We start from the raw sequence: 25,398 nt of genomic DNA, 5'->3' as shown, positions 1-25,398 counted from the left end.
CCCGCGTCCATAACTATCCTTTCAAAGGACGCCGCTTATCACCAGAGGAGACAAACATGACAAGCCCCAACGAACAGGCGATCCGCAAGGTCGCGCTGGCGTCCGTGATCGGCGCCACCATCGAGTGGTATGACTTCTTCCTGTACGGCGTGGTCGCCGGCCTGGTCTTCAACAAGCTCTATTTCCCCGGCAATGACCCGCTGGTGGCCACCATGCTGGCCTATTCCACCTTTGCGGTGGGCTTTGTCACGCGGCCGCTGGGCGGCGTGATCTTCGGGCACTTTGGCGACAAGGTCGGCCGCAAGAGCATGCTGGTGATCACGCTGATGATCATGGGCGTCTCCACCTTCCTGATCGGCTTGGTGCCGACCTATGACAGCATCGGCCTGCTGGCGCCAATCCTGTTGCTGCTGCTGCGCGTGCTGCAGGGCATCGGCCTGGGCGGCGAATGGGGCGGCGCGGTGCTGATGGCGTATGAATACGCGCCGCCGGGCAAGAAAGGCTTCTATGCGTCGCTGCCCCAGATCGGGCTGGCGATCGGCCTATGCCTGGCCTCCGGCGTGGTGGCGCTGCTGTCGCTGACCCTGACCGATGCGCAGTTCCTGGCCTGGGGCTGGCGGGTTGCCTTTCTGATCTCGGCGGGGATGGTGTTCGTGGGCATGTATATCCGGCTCAACGTCAAGGAAACGCCGGAATTCGCCGTGATCAAGCAGCGCAATGCGGAGACTCAGATTCCCTTTTTCGACATGATGCGGCGCTACCCGGGCAATATCCTCAAGGGCATGGGCGCGCGCTATATCGACGGGGTCTTCTTCAATATCTTCGGCGTGTTCTCGATCACTTACCTGACCCAGACCATTCATATCAGCCGCACCGAGGCGCTGGTCGGGGTGATGGCGGCAGCCATTGCGATGTGCTTCTTCATCCCGTTCTTCGGCCACCTGTCCGACCGCATCGGGCGCACGCGCGTGTATTTCTGGGGCTCGCTGATCACGGCCCTGTCCGCCTTCCCGGCATTCTGGCTGATGCTGAACAGCGGCGGCAACACCATGCTGCTGTGGCTGTCCATCGTGGTGCCATTCGGCATCCTCTACGCCGCGGTCTATGGCCCTGAAGCGGCGCTGTTCTGCGAACTGTTCGATGCCAAGGTGCGCTACACGGGGATCTCGTTCGTCTACCAGTTCTCGGGGATCTTCGCGTCGGGCATCACCCCGATCATCGCCACGGCGCTGCTGAAGTCCGGCGGCGGCAAACCCTGGCAGATCTGCGCCTACGTGGCGTTTGCGGGACTGGTGTCGGCGTTGTCGGTGGCGCTGATCGGGCGGCGCCCGGGCGCCGGGGCGCTGCGCGACAGCGGCGTGCCTCTGCGCGGCCCGGCGAGCTGAGTTCAAAGGGAGCGGGCGGCGGCGCGGCAAGCCGGCAATGTCTTAGAATGGCGCAACGCTAATGACAGGGACATTGCATGCAAACTCCGGACGGCACCGGCGCCGCCGCCGCCCCGCTCCTGCCCAAGGTGGTGCGCCAGCGGCTGCACGACACCGTGGTCGACCACCTGCGCAACTTCATCGTCGAGGGGGTGCTGGCCCCGGGCATGAAGCTGAACGAGCGCGAGCTGTGCGAAACGCTGGGGATCTCGCGCACGCCGCTGCGCGAGGCGCTGAAGGTACTGGCCGCCGAAGGGCTGATCGAGATCTCGCCCAACCGCGGCGCCAGCGTGTCGCGGATGAGCGAGGCCGAGGCCTGGGAGACATTCGAGCTGATGAGCGGCCTGGAGGCGTTCGCCGGCGAGCTGGCGTGCGAGCGCATCACGCCGCAGGAACTGGCGGAGATCAAGGCGCTGCATTACGCCATGCTGGCCTGCCGCGCGAGCGGCGACCTGCCCGGCTACTACAGCCGCAACCAGGAAATCCACGACCGCATTGCCGCGGCGGCGCGCAACCAGACGCTGCAGCATACCTACCTGACGCTGAACCGGCGGCTCAAGGCGATGCGCTTCCGCTCCAATTTCCAGACCGACAAATGGGACCGCGCCGTGCACGATCATGAAGAGATGATCCGGGCGCTGGAAGCCCGCGACGGCAAGCGGCTGGCGTCCATCCTGCGCCAGCACCTGCTGGAAAAGCGCGCCGCCGTGATGCAGCTCCACCCGGATCCGGTCGACGCGCCCGCCATTCCCAACGCCTGAGGCCGGGCGGCCCTCAGCGGCGCGTGGCCAGCAGCCGGTAGCCCCGGCTGCAATGCTCCTGCGCCGCGGCGCGGGCCTCGTCCGGGTCATCGAACAGGCCGGCCTGGGTGATCAGGGGCACCAGCACGGCTTCGCCGGCTTTCGCTCCCAGGAAACGCCCGTCGCGCGACTGGACGATATACAGCACATCAGAGGCGACCACGCCGACCGGCTGCCACCGGCCAGCGGACTGGCCGATGCGCCGCTCGCCGGGCGCCGCACCACCCTCTGCACCGAATGCCCGCTGTCGTCCCCCCTCACCGGCTGCGCTGCGCGCCACGTGCAGGTTGTTGCGGACCGCATTCACGCCCAGCACGTCCTCGGCCATCTCTTCGATGCGGTACTTGATGCCGCGGTCGCTGACGGTGCCGCTCAGGGTGACGATCCCCGAGACCACTTCGACGCTTACGTCCGAGACATCGTCGCCGGCGTGTGCCAGCCGTTCGCAAAGATCGTCGCGGATGCGCGTGTCGGTGCGCTGGTAGTTCCTGGGCAGCCGGCGCGACGCCGGCCGCGCCGGGACCTGTCCGGGGCGGTAGCTGTCCTCCGGTGCCTCGCCGCCTTCCATGCCATAGCGCGCCTGCCCGTAGCCGAATGCCGAGCCGCCCGGGTTGCCGCTGCGCCAGTGGTGCGCATGGCGGGCATCGCCAGGCTCGCCATAGCCCCGGTTGCGCCACGTTTCCCGGATTTCGGACGGTGGATAGTCTTTCATGGATTGCCTCCGATCTGAGGTCTGTGTCTGGTATCGGTAGCATCATCCATGCCTCGCGCCGGACCCGCTCCAGTCCTGGGCGAGTTGCCGGGGCAGCGCGCGCTGACCGCGCAATCGCGGGGAAGATCGAAGTTTTTACACAGTCGCGCCGGGCTCGGGACGATCCAGGTATCCGTCCACGATGCGCACCAACAGCGGCAGCTTGCCGGTGAAGAAGTGATCCGCGCCAGGCACCACGACGACCGGCAGCGCCTGCGGCCGCGCCCAGTCGAACAATGCACCCAGTTCCGCGCGCTCGTCGCGCTCGCCATGGACCACCAGGCAATCGGCGGGCACGGCCGGCGTGTCATAGCTGCGATGGGCCTTCACCGTGCCGTATGGCGTGCCGGCCAGCACCAGGTGCCGGATCGGCACGGATTGCGCGGCCAGCGTGGCGGCCACATTGGCCATCACGAAGGCGCCAAAGGAGAACCCGGCCAGCGCCAGCGGCAGTCCGGGATGCGCCGCGCGCAGGTGGGCGACCACAGCCAGCATGTCCCGCGCCTCGCCGCTGCCCTGGTCGTGCTCCCCAGCGGAACCCTCGACCCCGCGGAAATTGGGCCGCACGGTCAGGTAGCCGCGCGCCACCAGCGCCTTGGCCAGCTGGTGCGGCACCTTGTGCGTGGCCGCGCCGCCCAGCAGCGGATGCGGATGCGCCACCACGGCGACGCCGCGCGTCGCGCCGGCGGGCCGGTCGACCAGCATTTCAATGGGCCCGGCCTCGCCGCCGAGTTCGATTTTTTCCGTGCCTGACGGAACAGCCATGCCGACTCCTGATGATGACAATGGGCCGCGCACGGCCCGAAGTCCGTGATGTTAATGCGATTGCGGCGAGCGTGTCGGCAGTGAAGGCAACGCCAGGCAGGTCCGCGCACGGATGCGTATCAATTTGTCACCGTGTGCAGCATCCGCCCCTGCATCCGGCTGCGTGGCGCATGCGCTTTCCTATAATTTCGCGAATCGCTGCGAGGCCGGCTCCGGCTGGCCCTGCCGCCATCGGTCAGCACGCCTTGCCGATGCGCCCTGGGCGCGTTGTGCCCTGACCGGACAATTCGCTGAAGGGATCGCCAGCGAGCAGCCATCCCTTCCCATGTTCATCGCCGGTATCCCGGCCGTTCCCGCATCCGATCGCAGCCGCGCCCCCTGCGTGCCGGCACGATCCCCGCTTCCGCTTGCCGATGCCGGGCCGCCGCGAGCCGTCACTATCCGACGAGATTCCGCCATGAGCAAGTTTTCCCGGCTGGCGCTGGGCGCGGCGCTCGCTGCGCTATGCCACCTGATGCCAGCCACATTGCCGGCCGCTGTCGCGGCCCCGGCATCCGAGGCAACCTCCGCCACGGAGGCCCAGCAGACGACGCCCCAGGCGCCTGCCATCACGCATGCCGAGGCCGCCGCAGAACTCAAGCGCCTGCAGACCGAGCAGGACCGCATCAAGCAGCAAGCCTCGGACCCCGACGGCAGCACCAGGCTGGACGAACTCGACCACACCCTGCACAAGCTCGATACCGACGTCGGCAACCTGTCCTCGGCGCTGACGCCGCAACGTGCGCAGCTGCAGGCGCAGCTCGATGTGCTGGGGCCGCCGCCGGCGGATGGCACCACCAGGGAAGCCCCGGCGGTGGTGCGGCAACGCGCCGAGCTGAATGCGCGCCGCACGCAGCTCGATGCGCAGATCAAGCAGGCCGCCGAGAGCAAGGAGAACATCGCCAACCTGAGCGACCAGCTCGGGCGGCTGCAACGCAGCCAGATGAAGGACCAGCTGGCGCTGCGCTCGGACAGCATCCTGAACCCGCAGTTCTGGAAGCCGATGGTCAGCCCGACCCCGGAGGACCGGGCGCGCATGGACACCTTCCTCGACCAGGTCGTGCCGATGGTGCAACTGGCCTGGCAGCCGTCGCAGCGCGCCGCCACCATCGCCCTGCTGCTGCTCGCGCTCGGGGTCTGGCTGCTGGGCAAGCGCCTGGCCGAGCGGGCGCTGGCCTGGTTCTGCCTGAACACGCTGCCCGAGACCCGCCTGCGGCGCAGCGCGCTGGCGCTGGCCACCACGGTCGCCACCGTGGCCACCACGGGGCTGGCGGTGCAGATCGTCTACAACGCCTTCACGCGCAACTATGAACTGCCGCCCGACCTGATGACGCTGTATGGCCAGCTGCTCAAGCTGACCCTGACCAGCGCCCTGATCGCGGGCCTTGGGCGCGCACTGCTGTGCACCCGCCATCCCTCGTGGCGCCTGCCGGCGCTGGCCGACCCGGTGGCGCTGGCGATGAAGCCGTTCCCAGCGGTGCTGGCCGGCCTGTTGCTGCTGGCCGGCACGCTGGAACAACTGAACCGCATTGCCGATACCAGCGTGCAGGTCACGCTGCTGGGGCGCGGGCTGGTCTCGCTGGTGGTGGTGCTGACCATCGGCGCCGCGCTGCTGCGCGCCAACCGCGTGCGCAGCGTGCTGGCCGCCGCGGGCGAACGGCCGGAGGCGCGCGCCACGCTGGCCGGCATGATCCACGCCGGCGTGAGCCTGATCGTGATCGTATCGCTGGTGGCGCTGCTGGCCGGCTATATCAGCTTTGCGCGCTTCCTGACCTATGAGCTGGTCTGGTTCGACATCGTGCTGTGCAGCCTGTATCTGCTGACCCAGGTGACGCGCGACGTTTTCGAAAGCGTGCTCTCGACCCAGCACGCCAGCGGGCAAGTGATCAAGCAGCTGTTCGGCGTCGACGATTCGCGCCTGGAGCAGGCCGCCACCATCCTGTCGGGCATCGGCGCCAGCCTGCTGTTGTTGCTGGCCGTGCTGGCACTGCTGACCGGCGGCTTCGGCACCACCCCGGCGGACCTGATCAGCAGCCTGGTGACCGTGCTCGGCGGCGAAAAGCTGCGCAGCCTGAACATCATGCCCGATCGCATCCTGAATGCGCTGATCGCGCTGGGCGTGGGCATCTGGCTGCTGCGCACGGTGCGGCGCTGGCTGGACGGGGAGCTGCTGCCCAAGCTGTGCGTGGAGCCAGGGCTGCGCGCCTCGCTGATCACGCTGTTCAGCAATGTCGGCTACGTGCTGCTGGTGCTGCTGACGCTGTCGCTGCTGGGCGTGCGCTGGGACAACCTGGCGTGGATCGTCAGCGCGCTGTCGGTGGGCATCGGCTTCGGCCTGCAGGAGATCGTGAAGAACTTCGTCTCCGGGCTGATCTTGCTGACCGAGCGGCCGGTCAAGGTGGGCGACATGGTCAGCATCGCCGGCGTGGAGGGCGATATCCGCCGCATCAACGTGCGCGCCACCGAGATCCAGCTGGGCGACCGTTCCACCGTGATCGTGCCCAACTCGCAGCTGATCTCGCAGAACCTGCGCAACGTGACCATGAGCAACAGCACCCAGGGGGTGGCGTCACTGCAACTCACCTTCCCGCTGAACACCGACCCCGAACAGCTGCGCGACCTGCTGCTTGACGTCTACCGCGAGAACGAGAGCATCCTCGACGTGCCCGCGCCTTCGGTCATGTTCAGCCAGCTCGCGCCCAACGGCATCACGCTGTCGGTGACCGGCTATGTCGGCAGCCCGCGCATCGCCGCCACCACGCGCAGCGACCTGCTGTTCGAGATCCTCAGGCGGCTGCGCGCCGCGGGCATCTCGCTGTCGGTGCCGCAATCGCTGCGACTGGAGAACATGCCGCCGTTCGGCCAAGAGCCGGAGCGCGCGCTGGCGGCTGGCTGACGGGTCACGGCTGTCGTGGGGTTCCGTGTCGCGGTTCTGCGCGATGCCTGCACCGCGCTCCGGTGGAGGCATCACCGCCGCACCCTTGACTTTCACGATGCCGGCAGTAAGACTGCCCGACGGCTGAGCGCGCCTCGCCGCATCCATTCCCTTGATCGCCCCGCCTGGGGCCCCAACCCAGGAGCGCCAGAATGAACACCTCGATCCCATCCACTGACCGCGCTGCGCTGCTGCGCAAGCTCGGCATCCGCGCGGCCATCATCCAGGCGCCCATGGCCGGCGTCAGCACGCCCGCGCTGGCCGCCGCGGTGACCAATGCCGGCGGGCTGGGCTCGCTCGGCGTCGGGGCGATGGATGCCGAAGGCGCCCGCAAAGCCATCCGCGAAACCCGCGCGCTGACCAGCGGCCCGTTCAACATCAACTTGTTCTGCCACGCCCCGGCGGTATCCGACGCAGCGCGCGAGCAGGCCTGGCTGGACTATCTTGCTCCCCGCTTTGCCGAGTTCGGCGCCACGCCACCCGCGACGCTGCGCGAGATCTACCGCAGCTACGTCGCCGATGACGCCATGCACCAGATGCTGCTGGAGGAGCGCCCGGCCGTGGTCAGCTTCCATTTCGGCCTGCCCGACGCGGGCAAGATCCGCGCGCTGAAGGACGCCGGCATCGTGCTGCTGGCGACTGCCACCTCGCTGGACGAGGCCCGTGCGATCGAGGCCGCGGGCATCGACGCCATCGTCGCGCAGGGCATCGAGGCCGGCGGCCACCGTGGCGTATTCGATCCGCAAGCCTTCGATGAAGGGCTTGGCACCCTCGCGCTGGTGCGCGTGCTGGCCAGCAAGACTGCGCTGCCTGTGATCGCGGCCGGCGGCATCATGGATGGCGCCGGTATCGCCGCCGCCCTGGCGCTGGGCGCGCAAGCTGCACAGCTAGGCACCGCCTTCATCGCCTGCCCCGAGACCAGCGCGGACGGCCCGTTTCGCGATGCGTTGGCGCAGGCGCAAATGCGCCCCACCACATTCACGGAGGCGATCTCCGGCCGCAATGCGCGCGGCTTTGTGAACCGCTTCACCGAGCTGGGCGCTGCGCCCGGCGCGCCGGCCGCGCCGGACTATCCGATCGCCTACGATGCCGGCAAGGCCCTGCATGCCGCCGCCAAGGCCAGGGGCAGCGCTGAATTCGCCGCGCAATGGGCAGGCCAGGCCGTGCCGCTGGCCCGCGCGCTGCCTGCCGGTGAACTCTTTGCCACGCTGGAAGCCGAACTGGCCGACAGCCTGGGCGGACTTGGCGCGCTGGCCGCCGGCTTAAAGCAGCCGTTACAACCCTAACAAGTCGGTGGCCGCCACGAAACACCTGAAGGGGCAGTTTGCGTCCATAGTGGATATACACAAGCTGCATCAGAAGGAGTCCGATATGCGCCCCACCACCCGAATCGTCTCAGCGGTTGCCCTGTGCGCGGCGCTGACGGCTGCCGGCCCGGCGTCGGCGCGCGACCGCGATTACCACCGCGGCGGCTCGAATGCCGGAGCGATGCTGGCTGTCGGCGCCCTGGTCGGACTGGCTGTCGGCGCGGCCCTGGCCTCGGCGCCGGTCGCCTACGCCCCGGCACCTGTCGCGTATGCCCCGGCACCCGTCGCGTACGCCCCGGCACCGGTCTCGTACGCCCCGCCCGCAGCGCCTCCGGGCTATTGCTATCGCGACTACGACCGCGCCTACGTGCCTTGCGGCCCGCAGCCTACCGGCTATTACCCGCAGCAGGCGTACTACGGCAATTGAAGCGGACGCGCTGCTGAACGCGCTCAGCCAATGACAAACGCCCCATGCCAAGCATGGGGCGTTTGCTTTGAAGCGGTTGAAAATCAGCCGCGCCCTTTCCGGCAGCGGCTCAAGATTCCCGGATTCCCGCCGACATGGATGATGCAGGAAGGTCCGCGCAGCAGGCTTTCGTCGCGGCCTTGCTGCCATGACCTCTTCTCAACCTTGACCAGGAAAACCCTCCATGGAAATTTCTAGTATCGGCGCAGCAGGCAACCCGGGGACCGACCCGGTGTCGCTGCTGATGTTGCGCAAGTCGCTGGACATGCAGGCGCAGGGCGTTGCTTCCCTGCTGCAGGCGATGCCGCAGGTCAGCGCCGCCAGCAATCCGCCCCATCTCGGCCAGAACCTCGACATCAAGGTCTGATACCCCGGGGCTGCTCCTCCCGCCGCCGGCGGCGAGGAGCCTCAGCCTGGCATGGCGTGCGGACAACCGCCGGTCTTCGCCCCGAGTGCTTTCACACCTCGCCTCCGGGCTCCCGATTCATCCGCAGTTTCGTCCCCGGACACAGTAGCGGTCTCCGGACACTCTCCCCAGGGCCGATTGCCTCGCCCGTCTCGGTATTTCCCCTGAGTCAGATCCGCCACAGCAGGAAAGCTGGATGAAGGCTTCACCGGCCTACGATTCGCTGGTCTGTCCGGCCCCGGGGCGATTCCGTCCAGGACCAGCCGGCAACAAAGAGCCAACCAGAACGAATTCATGCCCCTGAGGAGAGTCACTTGAAGACCAAATTCACCGCGCTCGCGCTTGCTGCCGGCGCCATCTGCAGCGGCCAGGCCCACGCCCAGTCGGTCACGCTGTATGGCCTGATCGACACCACGCTGAGCACCATCAGCAATGCCGACGCCCAGGGCCACCGCCTGACCGGCTTCCACCAGCCCGCATGGTTCAGCGGCAACCGCTGGGGCCTGACTGGCTCCGAAGACCTGGGTGGCGGCACCAAGGCCATCTTCAAGCTGGAAAGTGAATTCACAAGCTTTGACGGCGCCATGGACACCCCGGGCGTGCTGTTCAACCGTGATGCCTGGGTCGGCGTGCAAAACGAGACCTTCGGCAAGCTGACCTTCGGCCGCCAGGATGCGCTGGCGCGCGACCCGATCGCGTCCGGCATCTACGCCGACCCGTATGGCCCAGCCGTGATCAGCACCGAAGAAGGCGGCTATACCAACAACAACAATTTCAAGCAGCTGGTCTTCTACGCGGGCAGCGCAACCGGCACGCGCATGAACAACGGCGTGGTGTGGAAAAAAATCTTCAGCAACGGCCTGACCGCCGGCGCGGCTTACCAGTTCGGCGAAGTACCGGGCAATCCGTCGCGGGGCACCACGGAAAGCGTGACGCTCGGCTACAACGGCACCAACTTCCACGCTTCCGGCTTCTACACCCAGGCCAAGCTCGGCGATCACTGGCACCGTTCCTATTCTGTCGGCGGCAACTACGTCTGGGGCATCGTGCGCGCCAATGCCGGCTACTTCCACTACACCGCCGACCAGGGGGCACTGGGCATGCGCCGCGACGACGCCTACACGGTATCGTTCAAGGTGGCACCGGCTGGCGCGTTTGACTACGAGCTGGGCTACCAGATGATGAAGGCAGGCAATGCCGCGCTGAATGCCGGCGGCTTCACCCTGAACGCCTTCTCTGACACGACGGCATCGACCGTCACCGACAGCGGCCGCAAGAACACCATCTACGGTTCGATCTTCTACCACTTCTCCAAGCGCACCGAAGTCTATCTGGCAGCGGACTACATGTTCCTGCAGAAGGGCTATCACGCGGCGCAGTCCAACGGCTTCTCGCACCAGAGCGAGTTCGCGGTGGGTATGCGTACGCGCTTCTGATTTATCGGGATGGCGGCGCTGCGCGCCGCCTCATGCTCAGGTCTTTCCTTGTTCCCGGCCACGAGCCGGGTTTTTTTGTTCTTCGCTGGATATTGGGGGGGCTTGGCGGGTGTGGCTGTTTTGCCGGCGTGGCCGGCGGGGCTTCCTGCTCGTTGGCTTGCGGATGTAGGTCGGGTTTCCTGTTGTCGTAGGATTAACCGCCTGGTTCCGCCCTGCTGGGCGGGTCACTTTTTGTCCGAGCGACAAAAAGTAACCAAAAAACGCGTCGCCTCTGGCGGCTGGCCATCCATTCCGCGGTGTGGGTGGTTCGGGCGGTGGTGATTTCCGTTCGATGTGGTCGGTGGTTCGAGCCTGCTACGCACCCTGTAAGGTGCCTACGTCGACGGACTATTGGACGAACCCGACTTTAGGCTATTGGCAGCCTGCTAACCAGGTCATCGGTAGGACGCCTTCGGCTGCGCTGCGCGCACTCAGTATCGTAGGTCGAAGGCACTGGCACGGAGTGCGTCGCTGCGCTCGCACGGGGCTGTCGTATTGCCGGGCCAAAAGCGCAAATCGGGACGTGGTCGTCCGCCTGCCACGTTAGGGCCGGCGCGAAGCGCAGCCGAAGGCGTCCCACCGACGCGGTACTTAGCAGGCTGCCAACGGCCTAAAGTCGGGTTCGTCCAATAGTCCGTCGATGTGGGCACAGACAGGGTGCGTAGCAGGCCCGAACCACCGACCACATCGAACGGAAATCACCACCGCTCGAACCACCATCGCCGTGGAATGGATGGCCAGCCGCCTGAGGCGACGCGCTTTTTGGTTACTTTTTGTCGCTCGGACAAAAAGTGACCCGCCCAGCAGGGCGGAACCAGACGGTCAAACCTACGACAACATCGAACCCGACCTACATACCCAACCCAACGAGAAGAAAAACCAATCCCCCCCGAACCAAAGAAAAACCCCACGCTGCAACCAGACAGACGTGGGACAAAGGAGACAAAGGAGACGAAGGAGACGAAGGAGACGAAGGAGAATCCGTAACCGGCGATAGACCGATAGCCCCGCTACAACCAGCCCGCCGCAGGCATCACCCCAAACTGCTCGGCTTCCACTTGAGCAGCCGGTTCTCCAGCCGCGTCAGGAGATAGTCCGCCGCCAGCGCCACCACCGCCAGCACGATCATCGCCGCGAACACGCCGCTGGCGTTGAATGCACCCTGTGCCGTAGCAATCAGCAGGCCGATGCCCTGCTTGGAGCCAAGGAACTCGCCCACCACCGCGCCCACCAGTGCAAAGCCGAAGCTGACGTGCAGGCTGGCCAGGATCCAGCTCAGCGCGGAAGGCACGACCACCGCGAACGTCAGCTGGCGTTTTGACGCCCCGAGGATCTGCGCATTGGCGATCAGGTAGCGGTCGGCCTCGCGCACGCCCTGGAAGGCATTGCCGAAGACAACGAAAAACACCATCACCACCGCCAACGCTACCTTCGACGCCATCCCCAGGCCAAGCGCGATCACAAAGATCGAGCCCAGCACCACGCGGGGGATCGAATTGGCAATCTGGATGTAGATGCTGAAGACGTCGGCGAGCAACTTGTTGCGCCCCAGCACGATGCCGCACAGCACGCCGGCAATCGAGCCGATCAGGAAGCCCAGCCCGGTCTCTTCAAGCGTGACCGCCACCTGGGCCAGCAGCGGGCCTTGTGACGTGCCATTGACGAACCAGTCGTAGATCTGCTCGGCGATCAGCGACGGCATGGAGAAGAAGAAGGGATCGATCCAGTGCAGCCTTCCGGCCAGTTCCCAGCCGCCCAGCACAATCACCAGCAGCAGCACGCGCAGGCTGACAATCAGCCAGTAGCGGCGCTGTGCCTTGGTCCTGGCCTGAATTTCAAAGGCCTCGTCCTGCGCGGCAAAAGCGATGTCTGCTTCCATGGTCATTCTCATTGCGTCATTTCACGGCATGCGTGGTAGTCCGCTGCATCACTGAACCTGGCCGGTGCCTGCCATTTCAATGATCCCGTGGACTAGTCGATGTGGACTTCTTCGCGCAGGTCGGCCCAGATTTCGCGCGACAACTCCACGAAGCGCTTGTCATAGCGGACCTCGGAGGTCACGCGCGGGCGCGGCAGGTCGATGTCGTAGACCCGCTTGAGCGTGGCCGGGCGCGCGGTCAGGACGAGGACACGGTCGGCCATGGCAATCGCCTCCTCAAGATCGTGCGTGACAAACACCACTGAGCCCGCGGTCTGGGACCAGAGTTGCAGCAGCTCGTCCTGCATCAGCGTGCGGGTCTGCATGTCGAGCGCGCTGAACGGCTCATCCATCAGCAGGATCTGCGGATTGTTGATAAACGTCTGCGCCAGCGCCACGCGCTTGCGCATGCCGCCCGAAAGCTGGTGCGGGTAGTGGTCGCCAAACTTGCCCAGGCCCACCTTGCGGATCCACTGCTCGGCCAGGCCATAGGCTACGTCGCGTGAGCTGCCGCGGAACAGCGGCCCCGCCGCAACGTTATGCATCACGGTACGCCAGGGAAACACCGCATCGGCCTGGAACACAAAGCCGATGCGCGGATCGATGCCGTTGACACGCTGCCCCATCAGCCGCACCTCGCCCGCGCTTGGGGTCAGCAAGCCGGTGATCAGGCTGAGCGTGGTCGACTTGCCGCAACCGGTCGGCCCGACGATGGCAACGAATTCTCCATTGCCAACCGTCATCGAGAAATCGCGCAGGGCGACTGTGGCCCTGCCATCCGGCGAGATGAAGCGGCAGGAGACATGGTCGAACTCGATCGCCGGCGTGTCCTGCAATACTGGGTGAGTCATAAAGATTCCTCGGGGCCGGCCCAGGCAGGGGCATGCCGGCCCGCTGTCATGGCGACGGCCTACTTTGCCTGGTCGACAAACGCATTGGTGTAGGTCCGGGCAAGCTCGATGTGCTTGCCCTTGACCGTCGGATCGAAGGAAGCGAGCACCTTCAGCACGGTTTCCGGGCCGCCCGCAGGCATCTTGCCGTCGGACGTGAACATGGGCAGCGACGCGCCCAGCGCCTTGACATAAAGCTCGCGGTTGTTGCCGTAGTAGTCCTTGGGCATCTTTTGCGCAATCTCATCGGGCGTATGGGTCTTCATGTAGCGCAGCGTCTTGACAAAGGCCCGCGCGAGCTTTTGCACCTGGTCCTTGTGGCTGTCCACCCAGGCGCGCTGCATATACAGGCTGGAGGCCGGATACAGTCCGCCCAGTGCCTGCGTGGTGCCTTCCGCCGTGCGCATGTCGACCAGCACCTGCGCTTCGCCGGTCTTGAGCAGCTGGGAGATGGTCGGCTCGGTGGTCATGCCGGCGTCGATGCGGCCCTGGCGAATGGCGGCGATAAAGGTGTTGTCCGCCCCGACCGGCAGGACCGTGAACTGGCTGGACGACACCCCGGCCCGGAACGCCAGGTACTGGGTCAGGAAGTTGGTCGACGAACCCAGCCCGGTCACGCCCAGCGTCTTGCCCTTGACATCGGCCATGCTCTTGATCTGGGCGGCGGCCTTGGTGGCCACCATCTCGGCCTCGCCGGGCACCTGGCCGAACACCACGACGGCCTCGACCTCCTTGCCCTTGCTCTGCAGGTCAATGGTGTGATCGTAGAAGCCGACCACGCCCTGCACGGCGCCTGCGAGCAGTTCGTTCTCCGCGTCGACCCCCGCCGGTTGCGACTGGATTTCGACATCCAGCCCTTCTTCCCTGAAGTAGCCCAGCTGCTCGGTCAGCCTGGCCGGCAGATAGATGATCTTGGTTGCTCCGCCCACCATGATCGTGATCTTGCCGCCGCCATCGGCCGCAAGTGCAGCGCCCGGCACTGCGAGCACTGCCAGCATGGCGCCAGCCAGCGAGACCTTCCGGAATGGATTCATGCCTGTCTCCGTCTTTTCTGTTTTTGATGTGGGTTAGCCGCACCGCGAAGCACAGCGATTGATTCTAGGCACCGAAATCCTTCACCCAGCTTTCCCCGGGCCTAGGTGAAATCCCGGTGCACCCAAACGGCCCAACCGGCGTTAAAAAGACGGGCCGGGGCCCGACCATGCCGCAACCCGACTGATTCCCGCCCGAACTCCCGCCAAATCCCTGCCCCAGACACCAGAGCTGTTCATGAAGGTACTGCTGATCGAAGACAACGCCTCGCTCATTCACTGGCTCGCCAGGCTGCTGAAAGAGGAACGCTTCATGGTGGATACCGCGCTGGATGGCGAGTACGCAGACCAGTTGCTGATGACGCAGCACTACGATGTGGTGCTGCTGGACCTGCAGATCCCCCGGCTGAGCGGCAAGAACCTGCTGCGCCGGCTGCGCACGCGCCGCAACAATCTTCCGGTGCTGGTGGTGACCGCCAGCGGCTCGGTTGACGAGAAGGTGGAGTGCCTCGGGCTCGGCGCCGATGACTACCTGGTCAAGCCCTTCGAGGTCCGCGAACTCGTAGCCCGGATCAAGGCCCTGGCGCGCCGCAACACCGGCGAGAAACAGTCCGAGCTGACTTGCGGCGACCTTACCTACAACAGCGATACCCGCCAGTTCTATGTACAGGGGCAGTTGCTGTCCTTGCGCCTCAAGGAACACGCCACGCTTGAGATCCTGATGATGCGGCAGGGCAAGACCGTCTCGAAGACGGCGCTGATGGAGGGCATCTACGCGCTCGAGGAAGACGCCAGCGAAGACGCCGTCGAAATTTATATCCATCGCCTGCGCAAGAAGCTCGAGGGCTGCCAGGCAACCATCATGACGCTGCGCGGCCTGGGGTATCTGCTGCAGCAAAAGCAATGATCCACAGCCTGCGCGCGCGCCTGCTGCTCTGGCTGCTGGTCCCGCTGACCGGCTTCGTCCTGATCAGCGGCTACGCCTCATATGTAAGCGCCGTCGACACGGCCAATCGCGTGCAAGACCGCGCCCTGCAGGCATCGGCCGATGTGATCGCCGGCCAGATCGGCTGGGCCGACGGCCGGCTCGTGGTGCAGGTACCGCCGGCGGCGCTTTCTCTGTTCGACTCGCCCTACGGTGACCATGTTTTCTACCGCGTGGCAGATGACAGCGGACGGATCCTGGCCGGCAACCCTCGTTTCGAGCAAACCCCGCTGGCCGGAGCCGCCAGCCCCGTGTTCTACGGCTCCAGCTTTGAGGGCCTGCCGGTGCGCGTGATACAGATCTCGCGCCTGATGTTCAACAGCGGACAGGCAACCAAGATCACGGTGACCGTGGGCCAGACGCTGAAGGGCAACCAGGAACTGGTGCGCAGCCTGCGCCTGCCGGCATTGACGCGTGAGATCGTCTTGCTGCTGCTGGCGGTGCTACTGGTGCTATGCGGCCTGACGGTGGAGCTGCGCCCCCTGGTCCGCACCCGCGACGAGGTAGCGGGACGCGATCCGATGGACCTGCAGCCCATCAAGCCCGGCGACCTGCCGCTGGAACTGCGCCCCATCGTCGAGGCGATCAACCAATGCATCCAGCGGCTCAACGAATACGTGCAGCAGCAAAGGCGCTTCATCGCGGACGCGGCCCACCAGTTGCGCACGCCGCTGGCCGTGCTGGCCACCCAGTTGCAGTACGCCGCCCAGTCGCAGGACGACAGCAAGTTGCGCGAGATCGTGGGCTCGATGGAAAGCAGCACGCAGACCATGATCGACCTTGCCAACAAGTTGCTGCTGCTCTCGCAAGCCGAGGCGCAGGGCGCCAGCGGCACGGCGGCTGGCCAGCCGGCCGTTGACCTGGCGCCGGTCGTCACCTCCGTGCTCGAAGACCTGGTGGTGCTGGCGCAGCGCAAGCAGATCGACCTTGGCGCGGAACTGGCCGGCAACAATATCAGCGTGCGGATCAACGAATGGATGCTGGTCGCGGTGATTTCCAACCTGGTCGACAATGCCATCCGCTATACCCCGGACGGCGGGCAGGTGACAGTGTCGCTGTCAACGGCGGACCGCCAGGCCATCCTCGCGGTCAGCGACAACGGGCCCGGCATTGCCCCGGAGACCCGCCCCAAGGTGTTCGACCGCTTCTACCGCTGCGCGCACCCGCACCAGCCAGGAAGCGGGCTGGGCCTGGCCATCGTCAAGGAAATCGTGCTGGCGGCTCAGGGCAGCATCAGGCTGTCACCGGGCATCGGCGGCAAGGGGGTCACGCTGACCGTCGCCTTGCCCCTGGCAAACTGAGACCCGTGCGATCCTTCGTCACCGGGTCAGTGCAAAACAGGCGATGGCCGGGGCGGTGTAAGGCGTCGGATACGGCGCGCGGGGCCCAGACAACAGACGCAGGCGCTGCGTCGCCAGCACTTCCGCTTCGACGCGTTCGCTGGTGCTGAGTGCCGTCTCCGGTACCAGGGGCGCTTGCGGCGGCTGATTCACCGCGCATTGCACGGTCTTGCCATCGCGCAGCTGAACATTGACGGTATATGCGTAGTCCTGCGCGGCAGCCGCGACCGATATCAATGCGACAGCCGAGACACAAGACAGCGCGCGCAGAACAGGGCGCTTCATGACTTCTGACTCCCTCGGCGGTGTCGGACCCCGACACAGACCATCTTAGGCGCTTTGCCCGCCGGCAAGGGGTGCAGCAAAAAAAGGGCGCCTCGCGCATCGCGCCAGGCGCCCTTCTCATGAACGCCGCCAGGCAACAACCGCCCGGCGGCACAAGACCATCAAACCGGCACGTCCCTGGTCGGATCCGGCTTGCGGTCATCGAACCAGCGATACAGCGTCGGCACCATCACCAGCGTCAGCAGCGTCGACGTGATCAGCCCGCCGATCACCACCACCGCCAGCGGACGCTGCACCTCCGAGCCCGGCCCCGTCGAGAACAGGAACGGCACCAGGCCCAGCATGGCGATGGTCGCGGTCATCATCACCGGGCGGAAACGCTGGGTCGCGCCCTGCACCACCGCCTCATCGAGCGACAAGCCCGAGTCGCGCAGCGTGCGGATATACGACACCAGCACCACCCCGTTCAGCACCGCCATGCCCCACAGCGCAATAAAGCCCACCGAGGCCGGCACCGACAGGTATTCGCCGGTGACGAACAGTCCGATGATGCCGCCGATGGAGGCAAACGGCAGCACCGTGATGATCAGCGTGGCGAAGCGCAGCGAGTTGAACAGCAGGAACAGCAGGAAGAAGATCGCGGCGATGGTGACCGGCACGATGATCTTCAGGTGGCCCATGGCGCGTTCCATGTTCTGGAACTGGCCGCCCCACTCCAGGTAATAGCCTTCGGGCAGCTTCACCTTGGCGCCGGTGGCCTGCTGCAACTCGGCCACGAAGCCGCCGAGGTCGCGGTCCTTCACGTTGATCATCACCACCACGCGGCGCTTGGCCATTTCGCGGCTGATCTGGGCCGGGCCGTCGTTGACCTCGATCTTCGCCACGCTCTGCAACGGCACCTGGGTGCCGTTGGGCGTGTTCACCAGCAGCTGTCGGATGGCCTGCACGTTGTTGCGGAACTCCTCGGGCAGCCGCACGGCCGCGGCAAAGCGGCGCTCGCCTTCGAAGATGTCCGTGGCGCGCTTGCCGCCGATGGCGATCTCGATCACGTCATGGATGTCGGAAACGTTCAGCCCGTAGCGCGCAATCGCCTGCCGGTCGATCTCGATCGACAGGTATTGCTGCCCCGACACGCGCTCGATGCGGATGTCCTGCGAGCCCTGGATGCCGCCGGCCACGCGGGCGATCTCGCCCGCCAGTTCGCGCAGCTTGTCCAGGTCGTCGCCGAACACCTTCACCGCCACGTCCGAACGCACGCCGCTGACCATCTCGTCGACACGGTCCGAGATCGGCTGCGCCATCACGATCTGCACGCCGGGAATGGCCTTGAGCTTCTCGCGGATGGCATTGGCGATATCGTCCTGGGTCCAGCCGTCGGGCCACTCGTCGCGGTCCTTCAGGCTGGCAATCGGAGTCGACTCGTTCTGGCCCTGCGGGTCGGCCGGGCTTTCGCCGCGGCCCACGCCGGACACCACCGACTTCACGCCCGGCACGCTCAGCACCAGCTTGTTGGCTTCCTTCTCCAGCTTGACCGACTCTTCCAGCGAAATGTTGGGCACGCGGTCGATCGCGGGCACGATCGAGCCTTCCTTCATCTCCGGGATGAACGAGGTGCCCAGCAGCGGCACGATCGCCAGCGTGGCGACGAACGCCGCCACCGCGCAGATCACCGTCTTGCGGCTGTTGCCCAGCGCCCAGTGCAGCATGCGCAGGTAGTGGCGCTTCATGAAGGCGATCACGCGCGTGTCGTGCTCGGCGCCGCCCTTGAGCAGGTACGACGACAGCACCGGCGACAGCGTCAGCGACAGGAACAGCGAGATCGCCAGCGCGATCGAGATGGTGAACGCCAGCGGCGCAAACATCTTGCCTTCCATCCCCGACAACGTCATCAGCGGCAGGAACACCAGGATGATGATGCCCACGCCCACGATCACCGGCGTGGCCACTTCCTGCACGGCCTTGACCAGGATCTCGGTCTTGGTCAGGCCCGGCTCCTTGTGGCCGAGCCGCTCGAACGCGTTCTCGACCACCACCACCGAGCCGTCGACCATCAGGCCGATGGCAATGGCCAGCCCCCCCAGCGACATCAGGTTGGCCGACAGGCCCACCTCGTTCATCACCATGAAGGTCAGCAAGGGCGTCAAGACCAGCGTGGCCAGCACGATCACCGAAGAACGCACGTCGCCCAGGAACAGGAACAGCACGATCACCACCAGCACCACGCCTTCCAGCAGCACCTTGGTCACGGTCCACAGCGCGGAGTCGACCAGTTCGCTGCGGTCGTAGTACGGCACGATCTGCAGCTTGCCCGGCAGCATGCCGCGCTCGTTGATCTCGGCCACGCGCGCCTTCACGCGGCTGACCACTTCCTTGGCATTGCCGCCGCGCATCATCATGACGATGCCGCCGACCGCCTCGGTCTGGCCGTTCTTGACCAGCGCGCCCTGGCGCACCTCATGTCCGATGGTGACGTTGGCCATGTCGCGCAGGTACACCGGCGTGCCGTTGATCTCCTTGAGCACGATGCTGCCCAGGTCATCCACGCCCCGGGCCAGGCCCACGCCGCGGATCAGGTACTGCTCGGCATAGTGCGGCAGCACGCCGCCGCCGGAGTTGGCGTTATTGCGCGCCAGCGCCTGGTAGACCTGCTGGATCGAGATCTGGTAGTGGCGCATGCGCTCCGGGTTGACCAGCGCCTGGTACTGGCGCACATAGCCGCCCTGCGAGTTGATCTCGGCCACACCCGGGATCGAGCGCAGCAGCGGCCGCACCACCCAGTCCTGGGCGATGCGGCGCTCGGCCAGCTCTTCCTGCGTCAGTTCGCGGTTGCCGTCGTCGGCGCGGTCCAGGGTGTACTGGTAGACCTCGCCCAGGCCGGTGGAAACCGGGCCCAGCACCGGCGACACGCCTTCCGGCATGCGCCCGCCCACTTCGATCAGGCGCTCCATCACCAGCTGGCGCGCAAAATACACGTCAGTGGCGTCGGTGAATACCAGCGTGATCAGCGACAGGCCCGCCTTGTTCAGCGAGCGCATCTCTTCCAGGCCGGGCAGGCCGGTCATGGCCATTTCCACCGGCACGGTGACAAAGCGCTCCACCTCCTCGGGCGAACGGCCCGCGGCTTCGGTGGCGATCTGCACCTGCACATTGGTCACATCGGGGAAAGCATCCACCGACAGCTTGGTGGCAGCGCGCAGGCCGAAGAAGAACAACACCACGGCAATCACGCATACCACCAACCTCTGCTTGATGGCGGCTTCGACTAGGGATTTCATCATGGCCGCTTACCCTTGCTCGAGGCGCTTGCGCTCGTTGTCGAGATGGAAGGCGCCATCGACCACGATGCGGTCGCCGGCCTTGACACCGTTCTGCACCACGCGCATGCCATCGCTCTCGGCACCCAGCCTGACCTTGGTCAGGCGGTACTTGTTGCCGGGCGTCTCGACATAGACCAGCTCGTCATTGCCGTCACGCACCACCGAGGCCGCCGGAATCACCAACTGGTCCACCGGCTTGGCGGCGATCAGCATGCTCGCCAGCATGGCGGGCTTGAGCCGGCCTTCGCGGTTGTCCAGTTCAGTACGGACCAGCACCGTGCGCGACTGCGGGTTGACCGTGCGGCCGACGTAGATCAGCTTGCCGGTGATGCTCTTGCTGCCCGCACCGTTGCCCAGCGACGGCACCTCGATGTCCACGCTCTGCCCTTCGGCCACCTGGGCGGCCTGCTGTTCGGGCACTTCGGCGACCACCCATACGCGCGACAGATCGGCCACGGTGTAGAGCGCATCGGCCGGCTGCACCACCTGGCCCTGCGCCACGTTGCGCTCGACCACGGTGCCGCTGATGCTGGAGAACACCGGCGAATGCGAGTTGATGCTGCCGTTCTTCGCCAGCTCGGCGATCGATGCCTGCGACATGCCCAGCACGCGCAGCTGGTCGCGGTAGGCGCGCATCTCGGCCGAGGCGATCGCCAGTTCGCTCTCGCGGCGCTGCAGTTCGCCGCGGCCGATCACGTCGGCCGCAAACAGCTGGCGCGCGCGCTCGGCATTGCGGGCCTGCAGCTCGGTCTGGGCCTCGCTCTTCAGGAAGGCCATCTGCGCCGCGCCCAGCTCGCTGCTGTGCAGGCGCGCCAGCACCTGGCCGGCCTTCACTTCCTGGCCCAGGGTGGCATAGAGGTCGGTCACGCGGCCGGTCACGCTGGCGCCGATGCGGGCTACGCGATGCTCGTCGAAGTCGACGCGGCCGGCCACGCGCAGCATCTCGCTGAACGGGGAGGTGGCCACCGGCGCCACCTTCAGCCCCTTCTGCAGGTTGCCCTCGGGCTGGATCACGCCGGGCGGCAGCTTGGGCGCTTCGGCAACGGGTTCAGGTTGGTCGGAACAGGCCGCCAGGCTGAACGTCAGGACGGCAGCGGCCGTCAGCGAAAGCAGGAAATTGGGACGCATGGTTATTTCTGTTCGATGTTGGAAGTCGGCTGCAGGCCCGGCGCTGCGGTGGCGCCCGGGGCGGTCGACATAAGCTTTTCGATCTGGATGGCGGCCAGCTGCAGGTCGTACTGGGCGGCGATCAGCTCATTGCGCGCGCCGCGCAGCACGCGCTGGGCATCGAGGTAGTCCAGGATGCCGCGCTCGCCGAAGCGGTAAGCGGACTCGGCCACGCCCAGCGCCGACTCGGCCTCGCGCACGATGCCGGACTCAAGCGCGGTCACCTGGGCCTGGTTGATCTCGTACTGGCGGTAGGCGGATTCCAGCTCCTGCGTCAGCTCGAACTCGCGCGCTTCCAGGGCGCTGCGCGCCTGCGTGGCCTGGGCCGTGGCTTCGCCCACCGGGCCGCTGCGGCGGTCCCACAGCGGAATGGTCAGGATCAGGCCGATCTGCGACACGTTGTTGTCAGGCTGGCGGTCGGTGGCGGCGCGCACCGCCACTTCCGGCCAGCGCAGCGATTTCTGGTAGTCCACGCCAAGCTGTGCGCGCTCCAGTTCCATGCGGCGCTGGACCAGCTCGGCATTGCCGGCGGTCATGGTGTCGCGCAGCACCGGTAGCGGCGGCACGTCGGGCGACTGGCCCAGCGCGCCGGCCAGCGAATACTGGCCCGGCATCGCGCCGCCCACCTGCTGGCGCAGCGCGGCCTTGACCTGGTTGACGCGCAATTCTGCGGTCTGCTGGCTCTTCTGCGAGGCCAGCAGTTCGGTCTCGGCCTTGATCAGCTCATAGCGCGGCGCCTCGCCCACCTCGACGCGCAGGCGTGCGCGCGAGTGGATCTGGCGCATCATCGCCAGGTCTTCCTCGGCGGCATGCAGCTCGCTCTCGCGGCGCAGCACGTCGAAGTAGGCGGTCTTCACGCGGGCTGCGAGGTCGGCCCGGAAGCCCCGCCGCACCGCCTGCGACGACTCCAGCCCGCGGGTGGCCATGGCCTCGCGCAGGCCGCGCTGGTGCGGGTAGTCCAGCTTCTGCACGACCGCGTAGCTGGGCGCATTGCCGCTGCTCACGCCCGGCTGCTTGCCGGACAGGCGGCCATACATCACCTCCACCTGCGGATTGGGATAGGCACGCGCGCTGCTGATGGCGGCGCTGGCCGCATCGACATTAGCCTCGGCGGCAGCCACGCCCTTGTTGGTGGACTGGGCCAGGTCGAGCAAGTGGGGCAGCGAGTATGCGGGCCCCGCCGGGGCGTCTGCCGATGAGGCGGATGCAGGCTTGGGCACTGCCGCGGCCGCAAGAATGGCGGCGCCCGGCATAGGCGCGGCAGCAGGTTTGGACAAGAGTGCGCGGGCGGCGGACGTGGCACCGTCCGTTGCCTTCGCGGACGTCCCGCCTTGTGCACCGGCCTGGGCCGGGGCCGCGGCAAGCGCCATCAGCGAAAGCGACGCGATCAGGGTCAGCTTGGTTGTTGTCATGAGTCGGGAAAGCAAGCGATACGGCTGCCTCTCGCCATGCTGCCGCCCGCCCCGGGTGACGCCGTCACGGGGACGCATTCACGGCAGGGGCGCACAACGGCAGCGGCTTACCCGCGCGGTCAGGCAGCAGGCAGGCTGGCGATATCAGGCAAGGAGACGCGGCCCACGGCACGGCGGCTGCATGCGGCAGCGCGTGCGTTGCGGGCGCAGGAAACGATCAGGCGCGGGAAATGGGCGGCCGGAAGAAGGCCGAAGGCGGGGGGGCGGTGCGGCCAGGCGGGTGCTGGGCCACGTCGCCGGTGGGCAGCAACAGCTTCACTGGCGGCAGGGCGATCAGCGCGCTGGATTCTTCGATCTCGTCGAGCAGGTCGAGCGGATCGAGCAGGTCGGCCGACCAGATATTGCAGTACCCGGGCGGCGGGTCGTCACAGGCATCGTCGTCGTGCAAGCCATCGTCGCCAGGCACGACGATCCGGCCGAGATCATCGACGGACTGGGCCGCCACCATCTCCACCAGATCCGCGCCCACATGGGGCTGCCCTGACCAGGCCGTCCGCACGTCCGCCGCTGCTCCGAAGGAGAGCAGTGACAAGCACATGGCAGTCAGCAGCAGGAACAACAATCGCATTGGGTCGGGGCTTTGACGGCATCGCCGGCGGGTCCACGGTCGGGACTGCCGGTGGGATGCTGCAGGACAGCATTGTAACGGAACGATTACGATTGACAGGGAATCGTAACGTTCGTTCCCTTGCTGTAGCGCGAGCGGGTGCCCGCCAAGGGCTTTCAGACTCGTCCGCTACCTGCCAATTCCCTACCCCGCTAAGCTCGAGTCACGGTACCGAAGCCGGCACACCTGCCTCTGTGCCGTGATCTTGTAATACAAAAACGCGTGACAAATGAACGCTATACTTCCGTATTGCCCAAGTACGGAGCCATTCATGCAGGGAACGACCTTGTCCTTCCGCGCGGGCGAAGACCTGGCCGAGCAGACGCGTGCCCTGGCGAAGGCAGCGGGCCAGAAAACCTCCGACTACATCCGCGATGCCGTGCGCGAGAAAAACGAGCGGGAGATGGCCTCCCGTATCGCCATGCTTTCCCACAAGCTCTCGGCGAAGCACCTGGCCGCTAACGAAGAGATGGATGCATCGACCGGGGACGGCCTTGACTGATCTGAAGCGCGGGCAGATCTGGGAGATCGATCTCAATCCCCAGACCCATCGGGAAGAGCCGGCCAAGCGCAACCGGCCAGCACTGGTCATCCAGACGGACTTGCTCAACGACGCCGGCCACCCGACCACGATCATCGTGCCGGGCACATCGCAAATCGAGCGCGAGGATTGTTTCCCGTTGCGGGTTGCGCTGGGGAAGCTGCCCGGCCTGGCCTATGAGACGGACTTGTTGATCGACCAGGTCCGTGCGGTATCCAATCGCCGGTTTATGTGCGGTGGGCCGGTGGCCACGCTGGCGGCGAATCATTTGAGAAGAGTGGAAGAGGCATTGCGCCTTCTCCTCAGGCTTTGACGTCCCTGCAGCGCTTGTCTCCCATCCTCCAGATTCACTGCATATTATGTAGTGACAGTGCATGACATGCAGCGTTGCTGCATAATATGCAGTGTCACTGCACATCATGCAGCAATGGATGGGAGGCTGCCATGCACAACGTACTTCTGGGCGAACTCTTCGGGGGCGAAAAACGCCTGGCGTTACTTCGCGCGCTTTACCTCACCCCCGGCAAGCAATATGCGCCAAGTGAACTGGCCCGCATGGCCGGTTCCAACACTGGCAATGTGACGCACTGGCTCAAGCGCTGGACGGACGTCGGGCTGGCTGTCAGGTCGCAGGACGGCCGAAACGTCCGGTATCGCGCCTCTGATTCGCCCTTGCTCGCAGGCCTGACTGACATCGTGCGGCGCAGCGATGCGATGCTGGAGGATGTGAAAAGTGCGCTGCCCGAGGAGGTAGAGATTGCTGTCGTATTTGGCTCAGTTGCCCGCGGCGAAGAAAGGGCGATCTCAGACCTGGACGTGCTGGTACTGGGTGAGGATCTCAGCGCCATCCGTATCAATGCGGCGCTGAAATCGGTGGGACGCGAGCATGGCCGCGAAATCCATGCGTCGGTGTTTTCCAGATCGGAGTTCGAGCAAATGCTGGCGGACGGGAACAGCTTCGCGCTCGGTGTGGCGAACCAGCCGGTGATCGCCTTGAAAGGAGACTTTGCCTATGGCAGCGCGCAAGCCGGTACAACTGGCGCTCGATGAGCCGCAGGTCGTTCGACTGGAGCGGATGCAAAACAAGGTAATGGTGCAGGAACTGCTGCGCGCAGCGGTGCAGAAATTCCAGGACACAACGGTCCAGGGCATTTCAGACCCGACGAAGTTCGAAGCCGCTTACGAGGCGATCCTGTTTGCGGCGCTGGCCGTCTTTGCCGCGCAAGGCTACCGCATTACCGCGGCGCACGGGCACCACCGTGTCGCGCTGGAAGGCCTGGTGGGATCCCTGGGTGGCAGCCAGCTCCTGCTAGATGAACTCGACGGCCTGCTGTCGATCCGCAATGAGAAGTACACCGGGTTCGTCACCGTCAGAGCACCCGACATGCGCCTGGCATTGGATCACGCCAGGCGTATCCTCGATGACACATCCCACTGGCTGCAAGAGCACTACCCTGGCATGCTCAAGACATAGCGC

23 protein-coding genes are annotated in these 25,398 nt (G+C 66.0%); 13 read left to right on the top strand and 10 right to left on the bottom strand.

All coding sequences use genetic code 11. The features are described from left to right. Nucleotides 1-56: 56 nt before the first annotated feature. A complete protein-coding gene (locus DN412_RS02255) occupies nucleotides 57-1,385 on the top strand; it encodes an MFS transporter (protein WP_115013021.1) in 1,329 nt (442 codons plus the stop codon). 77 nt (nucleotides 1,386-1,462) lie between these two features. Beyond that, complete coding sequence (locus DN412_RS02250; RefSeq protein WP_115013020.1) at nucleotides 1,463-2,185, top strand: GntR family transcriptional regulator; 723 nt, start codon at nucleotides 1,463-1,465, stop codon at nucleotides 2,183-2,185. A gap of 13 nt (nucleotides 2,186-2,198) precedes the next feature. Here DN412_RS02250 and DN412_RS02245 read toward each other — a convergent pair whose 3' ends face one another. Beyond that, nucleotides 2,199-2,936: a BON domain-containing protein gene (locus DN412_RS02245; RefSeq protein ID WP_115013019.1), complete on the bottom strand. Its 738-nt coding sequence runs from the start codon at nucleotides 2,934-2,936 to the stop codon at nucleotides 2,199-2,201. A gap of 135 nt (nucleotides 2,937-3,071) precedes the next feature. Then, the gene (locus DN412_RS02240) at nucleotides 3,072-3,740 is read right to left on the bottom strand and encodes an alpha/beta hydrolase (protein ID WP_115013018.1); all 669 of its coding nucleotides are present in this window, start codon (nucleotides 3,738-3,740) and stop codon (nucleotides 3,072-3,074) included. 457 nt (nucleotides 3,741-4,197) lie between these two features. On the opposite strand from DN412_RS02240, the gene DN412_RS02235 reads away from it, so the two are divergent. From DN412_RS02235 to DN412_RS02215, 5 genes are all read left to right on the top strand, one after another. Beyond that, nucleotides 4,198-6,675 (top strand): DUF3772 domain-containing protein, encoded by a 2,478-nt coding sequence (locus DN412_RS02235; protein WP_115013017.1) that lies wholly within the window; start codon nucleotides 4,198-4,200, stop codon nucleotides 6,673-6,675. 191 nt (nucleotides 6,676-6,866) lie between these two features. After that, nucleotides 6,867-8,000 (top strand): NAD(P)H-dependent flavin oxidoreductase, encoded by a 1,134-nt coding sequence (locus DN412_RS02230; RefSeq protein WP_115013016.1) that lies wholly within the window; start codon nucleotides 6,867-6,869, stop codon nucleotides 7,998-8,000. A gap of 85 nt (nucleotides 8,001-8,085) precedes the next feature. Beyond that, complete coding sequence (locus DN412_RS02225) at nucleotides 8,086-8,448, top strand: mechanosensitive ion channel protein MscS (protein ID WP_115013015.1); 363 nt, start codon at nucleotides 8,086-8,088, stop codon at nucleotides 8,446-8,448. 223 nt (nucleotides 8,449-8,671) lie between these two features. Further along, a complete protein-coding gene (locus DN412_RS02220) occupies nucleotides 8,672-8,854 on the top strand; it encodes a YjfB family protein (protein WP_078200724.1) in 183 nt (60 codons plus the stop codon). Between the two features lie 353 nt (nucleotides 8,855-9,207). Then, complete coding sequence (locus tag DN412_RS02215) at nucleotides 9,208-10,329, top strand: porin (protein WP_115013014.1); 1,122 nt, start codon at nucleotides 9,208-9,210, stop codon at nucleotides 10,327-10,329. 1,072 nt (nucleotides 10,330-11,401) lie between these two features. Here the strand turns inward: DN412_RS02215 and DN412_RS02210 are convergent. From DN412_RS02210 to DN412_RS02200, 3 genes are all read right to left on the bottom strand, one after another. Next, a complete protein-coding gene (locus DN412_RS02210) occupies nucleotides 11,402-12,247 on the bottom strand; it encodes an ABC transporter permease (protein WP_115013013.1) in 846 nt (281 codons plus the stop codon). Nucleotides 12,248-12,339: 92 nt separating this feature from the next. Further along, nucleotides 12,340-13,137 (bottom strand): ABC transporter ATP-binding protein, encoded by a 798-nt coding sequence (locus tag DN412_RS02205; RefSeq protein ID WP_115013012.1) that lies wholly within the window; start codon nucleotides 13,135-13,137, stop codon nucleotides 12,340-12,342. Between the two features lie 59 nt (nucleotides 13,138-13,196). Then, on the bottom strand, nucleotides 13,197-14,174 hold the full coding sequence (locus DN412_RS02200) for an ABC transporter substrate-binding protein (protein ID WP_244222551.1): 978 nt from the start codon (nucleotides 14,172-14,174) through the stop codon (nucleotides 13,197-13,199). A gap of 271 nt (nucleotides 14,175-14,445) precedes the next feature. Here DN412_RS02200 and DN412_RS02195 point away from each other — a divergent pair, with 271 nt between their 5' ends. Together DN412_RS02195 and DN412_RS02190 are read left to right on the top strand one after the other, a co-directional pair. After that, the gene (locus DN412_RS02195) at nucleotides 14,446-15,114 is read left to right on the top strand and encodes a response regulator (RefSeq protein ID WP_115013010.1); all 669 of its coding nucleotides are present in this window, start codon (nucleotides 14,446-14,448) and stop codon (nucleotides 15,112-15,114) included. Then, the gene (locus tag DN412_RS02190; RefSeq protein ID WP_115013009.1) at nucleotides 15,111-16,493 is read left to right on the top strand and encodes a sensor histidine kinase; all 1,383 of its coding nucleotides are present in this window, start codon (nucleotides 15,111-15,113) and stop codon (nucleotides 16,491-16,493) included. The genes DN412_RS02195 and DN412_RS02190 overlap by 4 nt, the downstream gene beginning before the upstream one ends. A gap of 18 nt (nucleotides 16,494-16,511) precedes the next feature. Here the strand turns inward: DN412_RS02190 and DN412_RS02185 are convergent, their stop codons facing one another. The 5 genes from DN412_RS02185 to DN412_RS02165 form a co-directional block, all read right to left on the bottom strand. Continuing rightward, the gene (locus DN412_RS02185) at nucleotides 16,512-16,817 is read right to left on the bottom strand and encodes a hypothetical protein (protein ID WP_115013008.1); all 306 of its coding nucleotides are present in this window, start codon (nucleotides 16,815-16,817) and stop codon (nucleotides 16,512-16,514) included. Between the two features lie 161 nt (nucleotides 16,818-16,978). Beyond that, nucleotides 16,979-20,095 (bottom strand): efflux RND transporter permease subunit, encoded by a 3,117-nt coding sequence (locus DN412_RS02180; protein WP_115013007.1) that lies wholly within the window; start codon nucleotides 20,093-20,095, stop codon nucleotides 16,979-16,981. Between the two features lie 6 nt (nucleotides 20,096-20,101). After that, the gene (locus tag DN412_RS02175; RefSeq protein ID WP_115013006.1) at nucleotides 20,102-21,262 is read right to left on the bottom strand and encodes an efflux RND transporter periplasmic adaptor subunit; all 1,161 of its coding nucleotides are present in this window, start codon (nucleotides 21,260-21,262) and stop codon (nucleotides 20,102-20,104) included. Nucleotides 21,263-21,264: 2 nt separating this feature from the next. After that, nucleotides 21,265-22,713, bottom strand: a complete 1,449-nt coding sequence (locus DN412_RS02170) for a TolC family protein (protein WP_115013005.1) — start codon at nucleotides 22,711-22,713, stop codon at nucleotides 21,265-21,267. Nucleotides 22,714-22,930: 217 nt separating this feature from the next. Continuing rightward, nucleotides 22,931-23,341 (bottom strand): cobalt-zinc-cadmium resistance protein, encoded by a 411-nt coding sequence (locus DN412_RS02165; RefSeq protein ID WP_115013004.1) that lies wholly within the window; start codon nucleotides 23,339-23,341, stop codon nucleotides 22,931-22,933. A gap of 310 nt (nucleotides 23,342-23,651) precedes the next feature. Here DN412_RS02165 and DN412_RS02160 point away from each other — a divergent pair, with 310 nt between their 5' ends. From DN412_RS02160 to DN412_RS02145, 4 genes are all read left to right on the top strand, one after another. Next, nucleotides 23,652-23,882, top strand: a complete 231-nt coding sequence (locus DN412_RS02160; protein WP_115013003.1) for an antitoxin of toxin-antitoxin stability system — start codon at nucleotides 23,652-23,654, stop codon at nucleotides 23,880-23,882. Beyond that, on the top strand, nucleotides 23,875-24,234 hold the full coding sequence (locus tag DN412_RS02155) for a type II toxin-antitoxin system PemK/MazF family toxin (RefSeq protein WP_115013229.1): 360 nt from the start codon (nucleotides 23,875-23,877) through the stop codon (nucleotides 24,232-24,234). Before DN412_RS02160 ends, DN412_RS02155 begins: the two co-directional genes overlap by 8 nt. Nucleotides 24,235-24,365: 131 nt before the next feature. Beyond that, nucleotides 24,366-24,971, top strand: coding sequence for a nucleotidyltransferase domain-containing protein (locus tag DN412_RS02150; protein WP_161563958.1), 606 nt, complete (start codon nucleotides 24,366-24,368; stop codon nucleotides 24,969-24,971). Beyond that, nucleotides 24,934-25,395, top strand: a complete 462-nt coding sequence (locus DN412_RS02145) for a hypothetical protein (protein WP_115013001.1) — start codon at nucleotides 24,934-24,936, stop codon at nucleotides 25,393-25,395. The genes DN412_RS02150 and DN412_RS02145 overlap by 38 nt, the downstream gene beginning before the upstream one ends. Nucleotides 25,396-25,398: the final 3 nt, after the last annotated feature.

The sequence above is a fragment of the Cupriavidus lacunae genome (genome assembly GCF_003353055.1).
GTDB lineage: Bacteria > Pseudomonadota > Gammaproteobacteria > Burkholderiales > Burkholderiaceae > Cupriavidus > Cupriavidus lacunae.
Note: the sequence above shows the minus strand (reverse complement) of the source record. Positions and strands in the feature narration are given on the sequence as shown.

Coding starts and splice junctions, on each gene's coding strand:
- DN412_RS02255 (WP_115013021.1), top strand. CDS start 57: ATGACAAGCCCCAACGAACAGGCGATCCGCAAGGTCGCGCTGGCGTCC.
- DN412_RS02250 (WP_115013020.1), top strand. CDS start 1,463: ATGCAAACTCCGGACGGCACCGGCGCCGCCGCCGCCCCGCTCCTGCCC.
- DN412_RS02245 (WP_115013019.1), bottom strand. CDS start 2,936: ATGAAAGACTATCCACCGTCCGAAATCCGGGAAACGTGGCGCAACCGG.
- DN412_RS02240 (WP_115013018.1), bottom strand. CDS start 3,740: ATGGCTGTTCCGTCAGGCACGGAAAAAATCGAACTCGGCGGCGAGGCC.
- DN412_RS02235 (WP_115013017.1), top strand. CDS start 4,198: ATGAGCAAGTTTTCCCGGCTGGCGCTGGGCGCGGCGCTCGCTGCGCTA.
- DN412_RS02230 (WP_115013016.1), top strand. CDS start 6,867: ATGAACACCTCGATCCCATCCACTGACCGCGCTGCGCTGCTGCGCAAG.
- DN412_RS02225 (WP_115013015.1), top strand. CDS start 8,086: ATGCGCCCCACCACCCGAATCGTCTCAGCGGTTGCCCTGTGCGCGGCG.
- DN412_RS02220 (WP_078200724.1), top strand. CDS start 8,672: ATGGAAATTTCTAGTATCGGCGCAGCAGGCAACCCGGGGACCGACCCG.
- DN412_RS02210 (WP_115013013.1), bottom strand. CDS start 12,247: ATGGAAGCAGACATCGCTTTTGCCGCGCAGGACGAGGCCTTTGAAATT.
- DN412_RS02205 (WP_115013012.1), bottom strand. CDS start 13,137: ATGACTCACCCAGTATTGCAGGACACGCCGGCGATCGAGTTCGACCAT.
- DN412_RS02200 (WP_244222551.1), bottom strand. CDS start 14,174: ATGCTGGCAGTGCTCGCAGTGCCGGGCGCTGCACTTGCGGCCGATGGC.
- DN412_RS02195 (WP_115013010.1), top strand. CDS start 14,446: ATGAAGGTACTGCTGATCGAAGACAACGCCTCGCTCATTCACTGGCTC.
- DN412_RS02190 (WP_115013009.1), top strand. CDS start 15,111: ATGATCCACAGCCTGCGCGCGCGCCTGCTGCTCTGGCTGCTGGTCCCG.
- DN412_RS02185 (WP_115013008.1), bottom strand. CDS start 16,817: ATGAAGCGCCCTGTTCTGCGCGCGCTGTCTTGTGTCTCGGCTGTCGCA.
- DN412_RS02180 (WP_115013007.1), bottom strand. CDS start 20,095: ATGATGAAATCCCTAGTCGAAGCCGCCATCAAGCAGAGGTTGGTGGTA.
- DN412_RS02175 (WP_115013006.1), bottom strand. CDS start 21,262: ATGCGTCCCAATTTCCTGCTTTCGCTGACGGCCGCTGCCGTCCTGACG.
- DN412_RS02170 (WP_115013005.1), bottom strand. CDS start 22,713: ATGACAACAACCAAGCTGACCCTGATCGCGTCGCTTTCGCTGATGGCG.
- DN412_RS02165 (WP_115013004.1), bottom strand. CDS start 23,341: ATGCGATTGTTGTTCCTGCTGCTGACTGCCATGTGCTTGTCACTGCTC.
- DN412_RS02160 (WP_115013003.1), top strand. CDS start 23,652: ATGCAGGGAACGACCTTGTCCTTCCGCGCGGGCGAAGACCTGGCCGAG.
- DN412_RS02150 (WP_161563958.1), top strand. CDS start 24,366: ATGCACAACGTACTTCTGGGCGAACTCTTCGGGGGCGAAAAACGCCTG.
- DN412_RS02145 (WP_115013001.1), top strand. CDS start 24,934: ATGGCAGCGCGCAAGCCGGTACAACTGGCGCTCGATGAGCCGCAGGTC.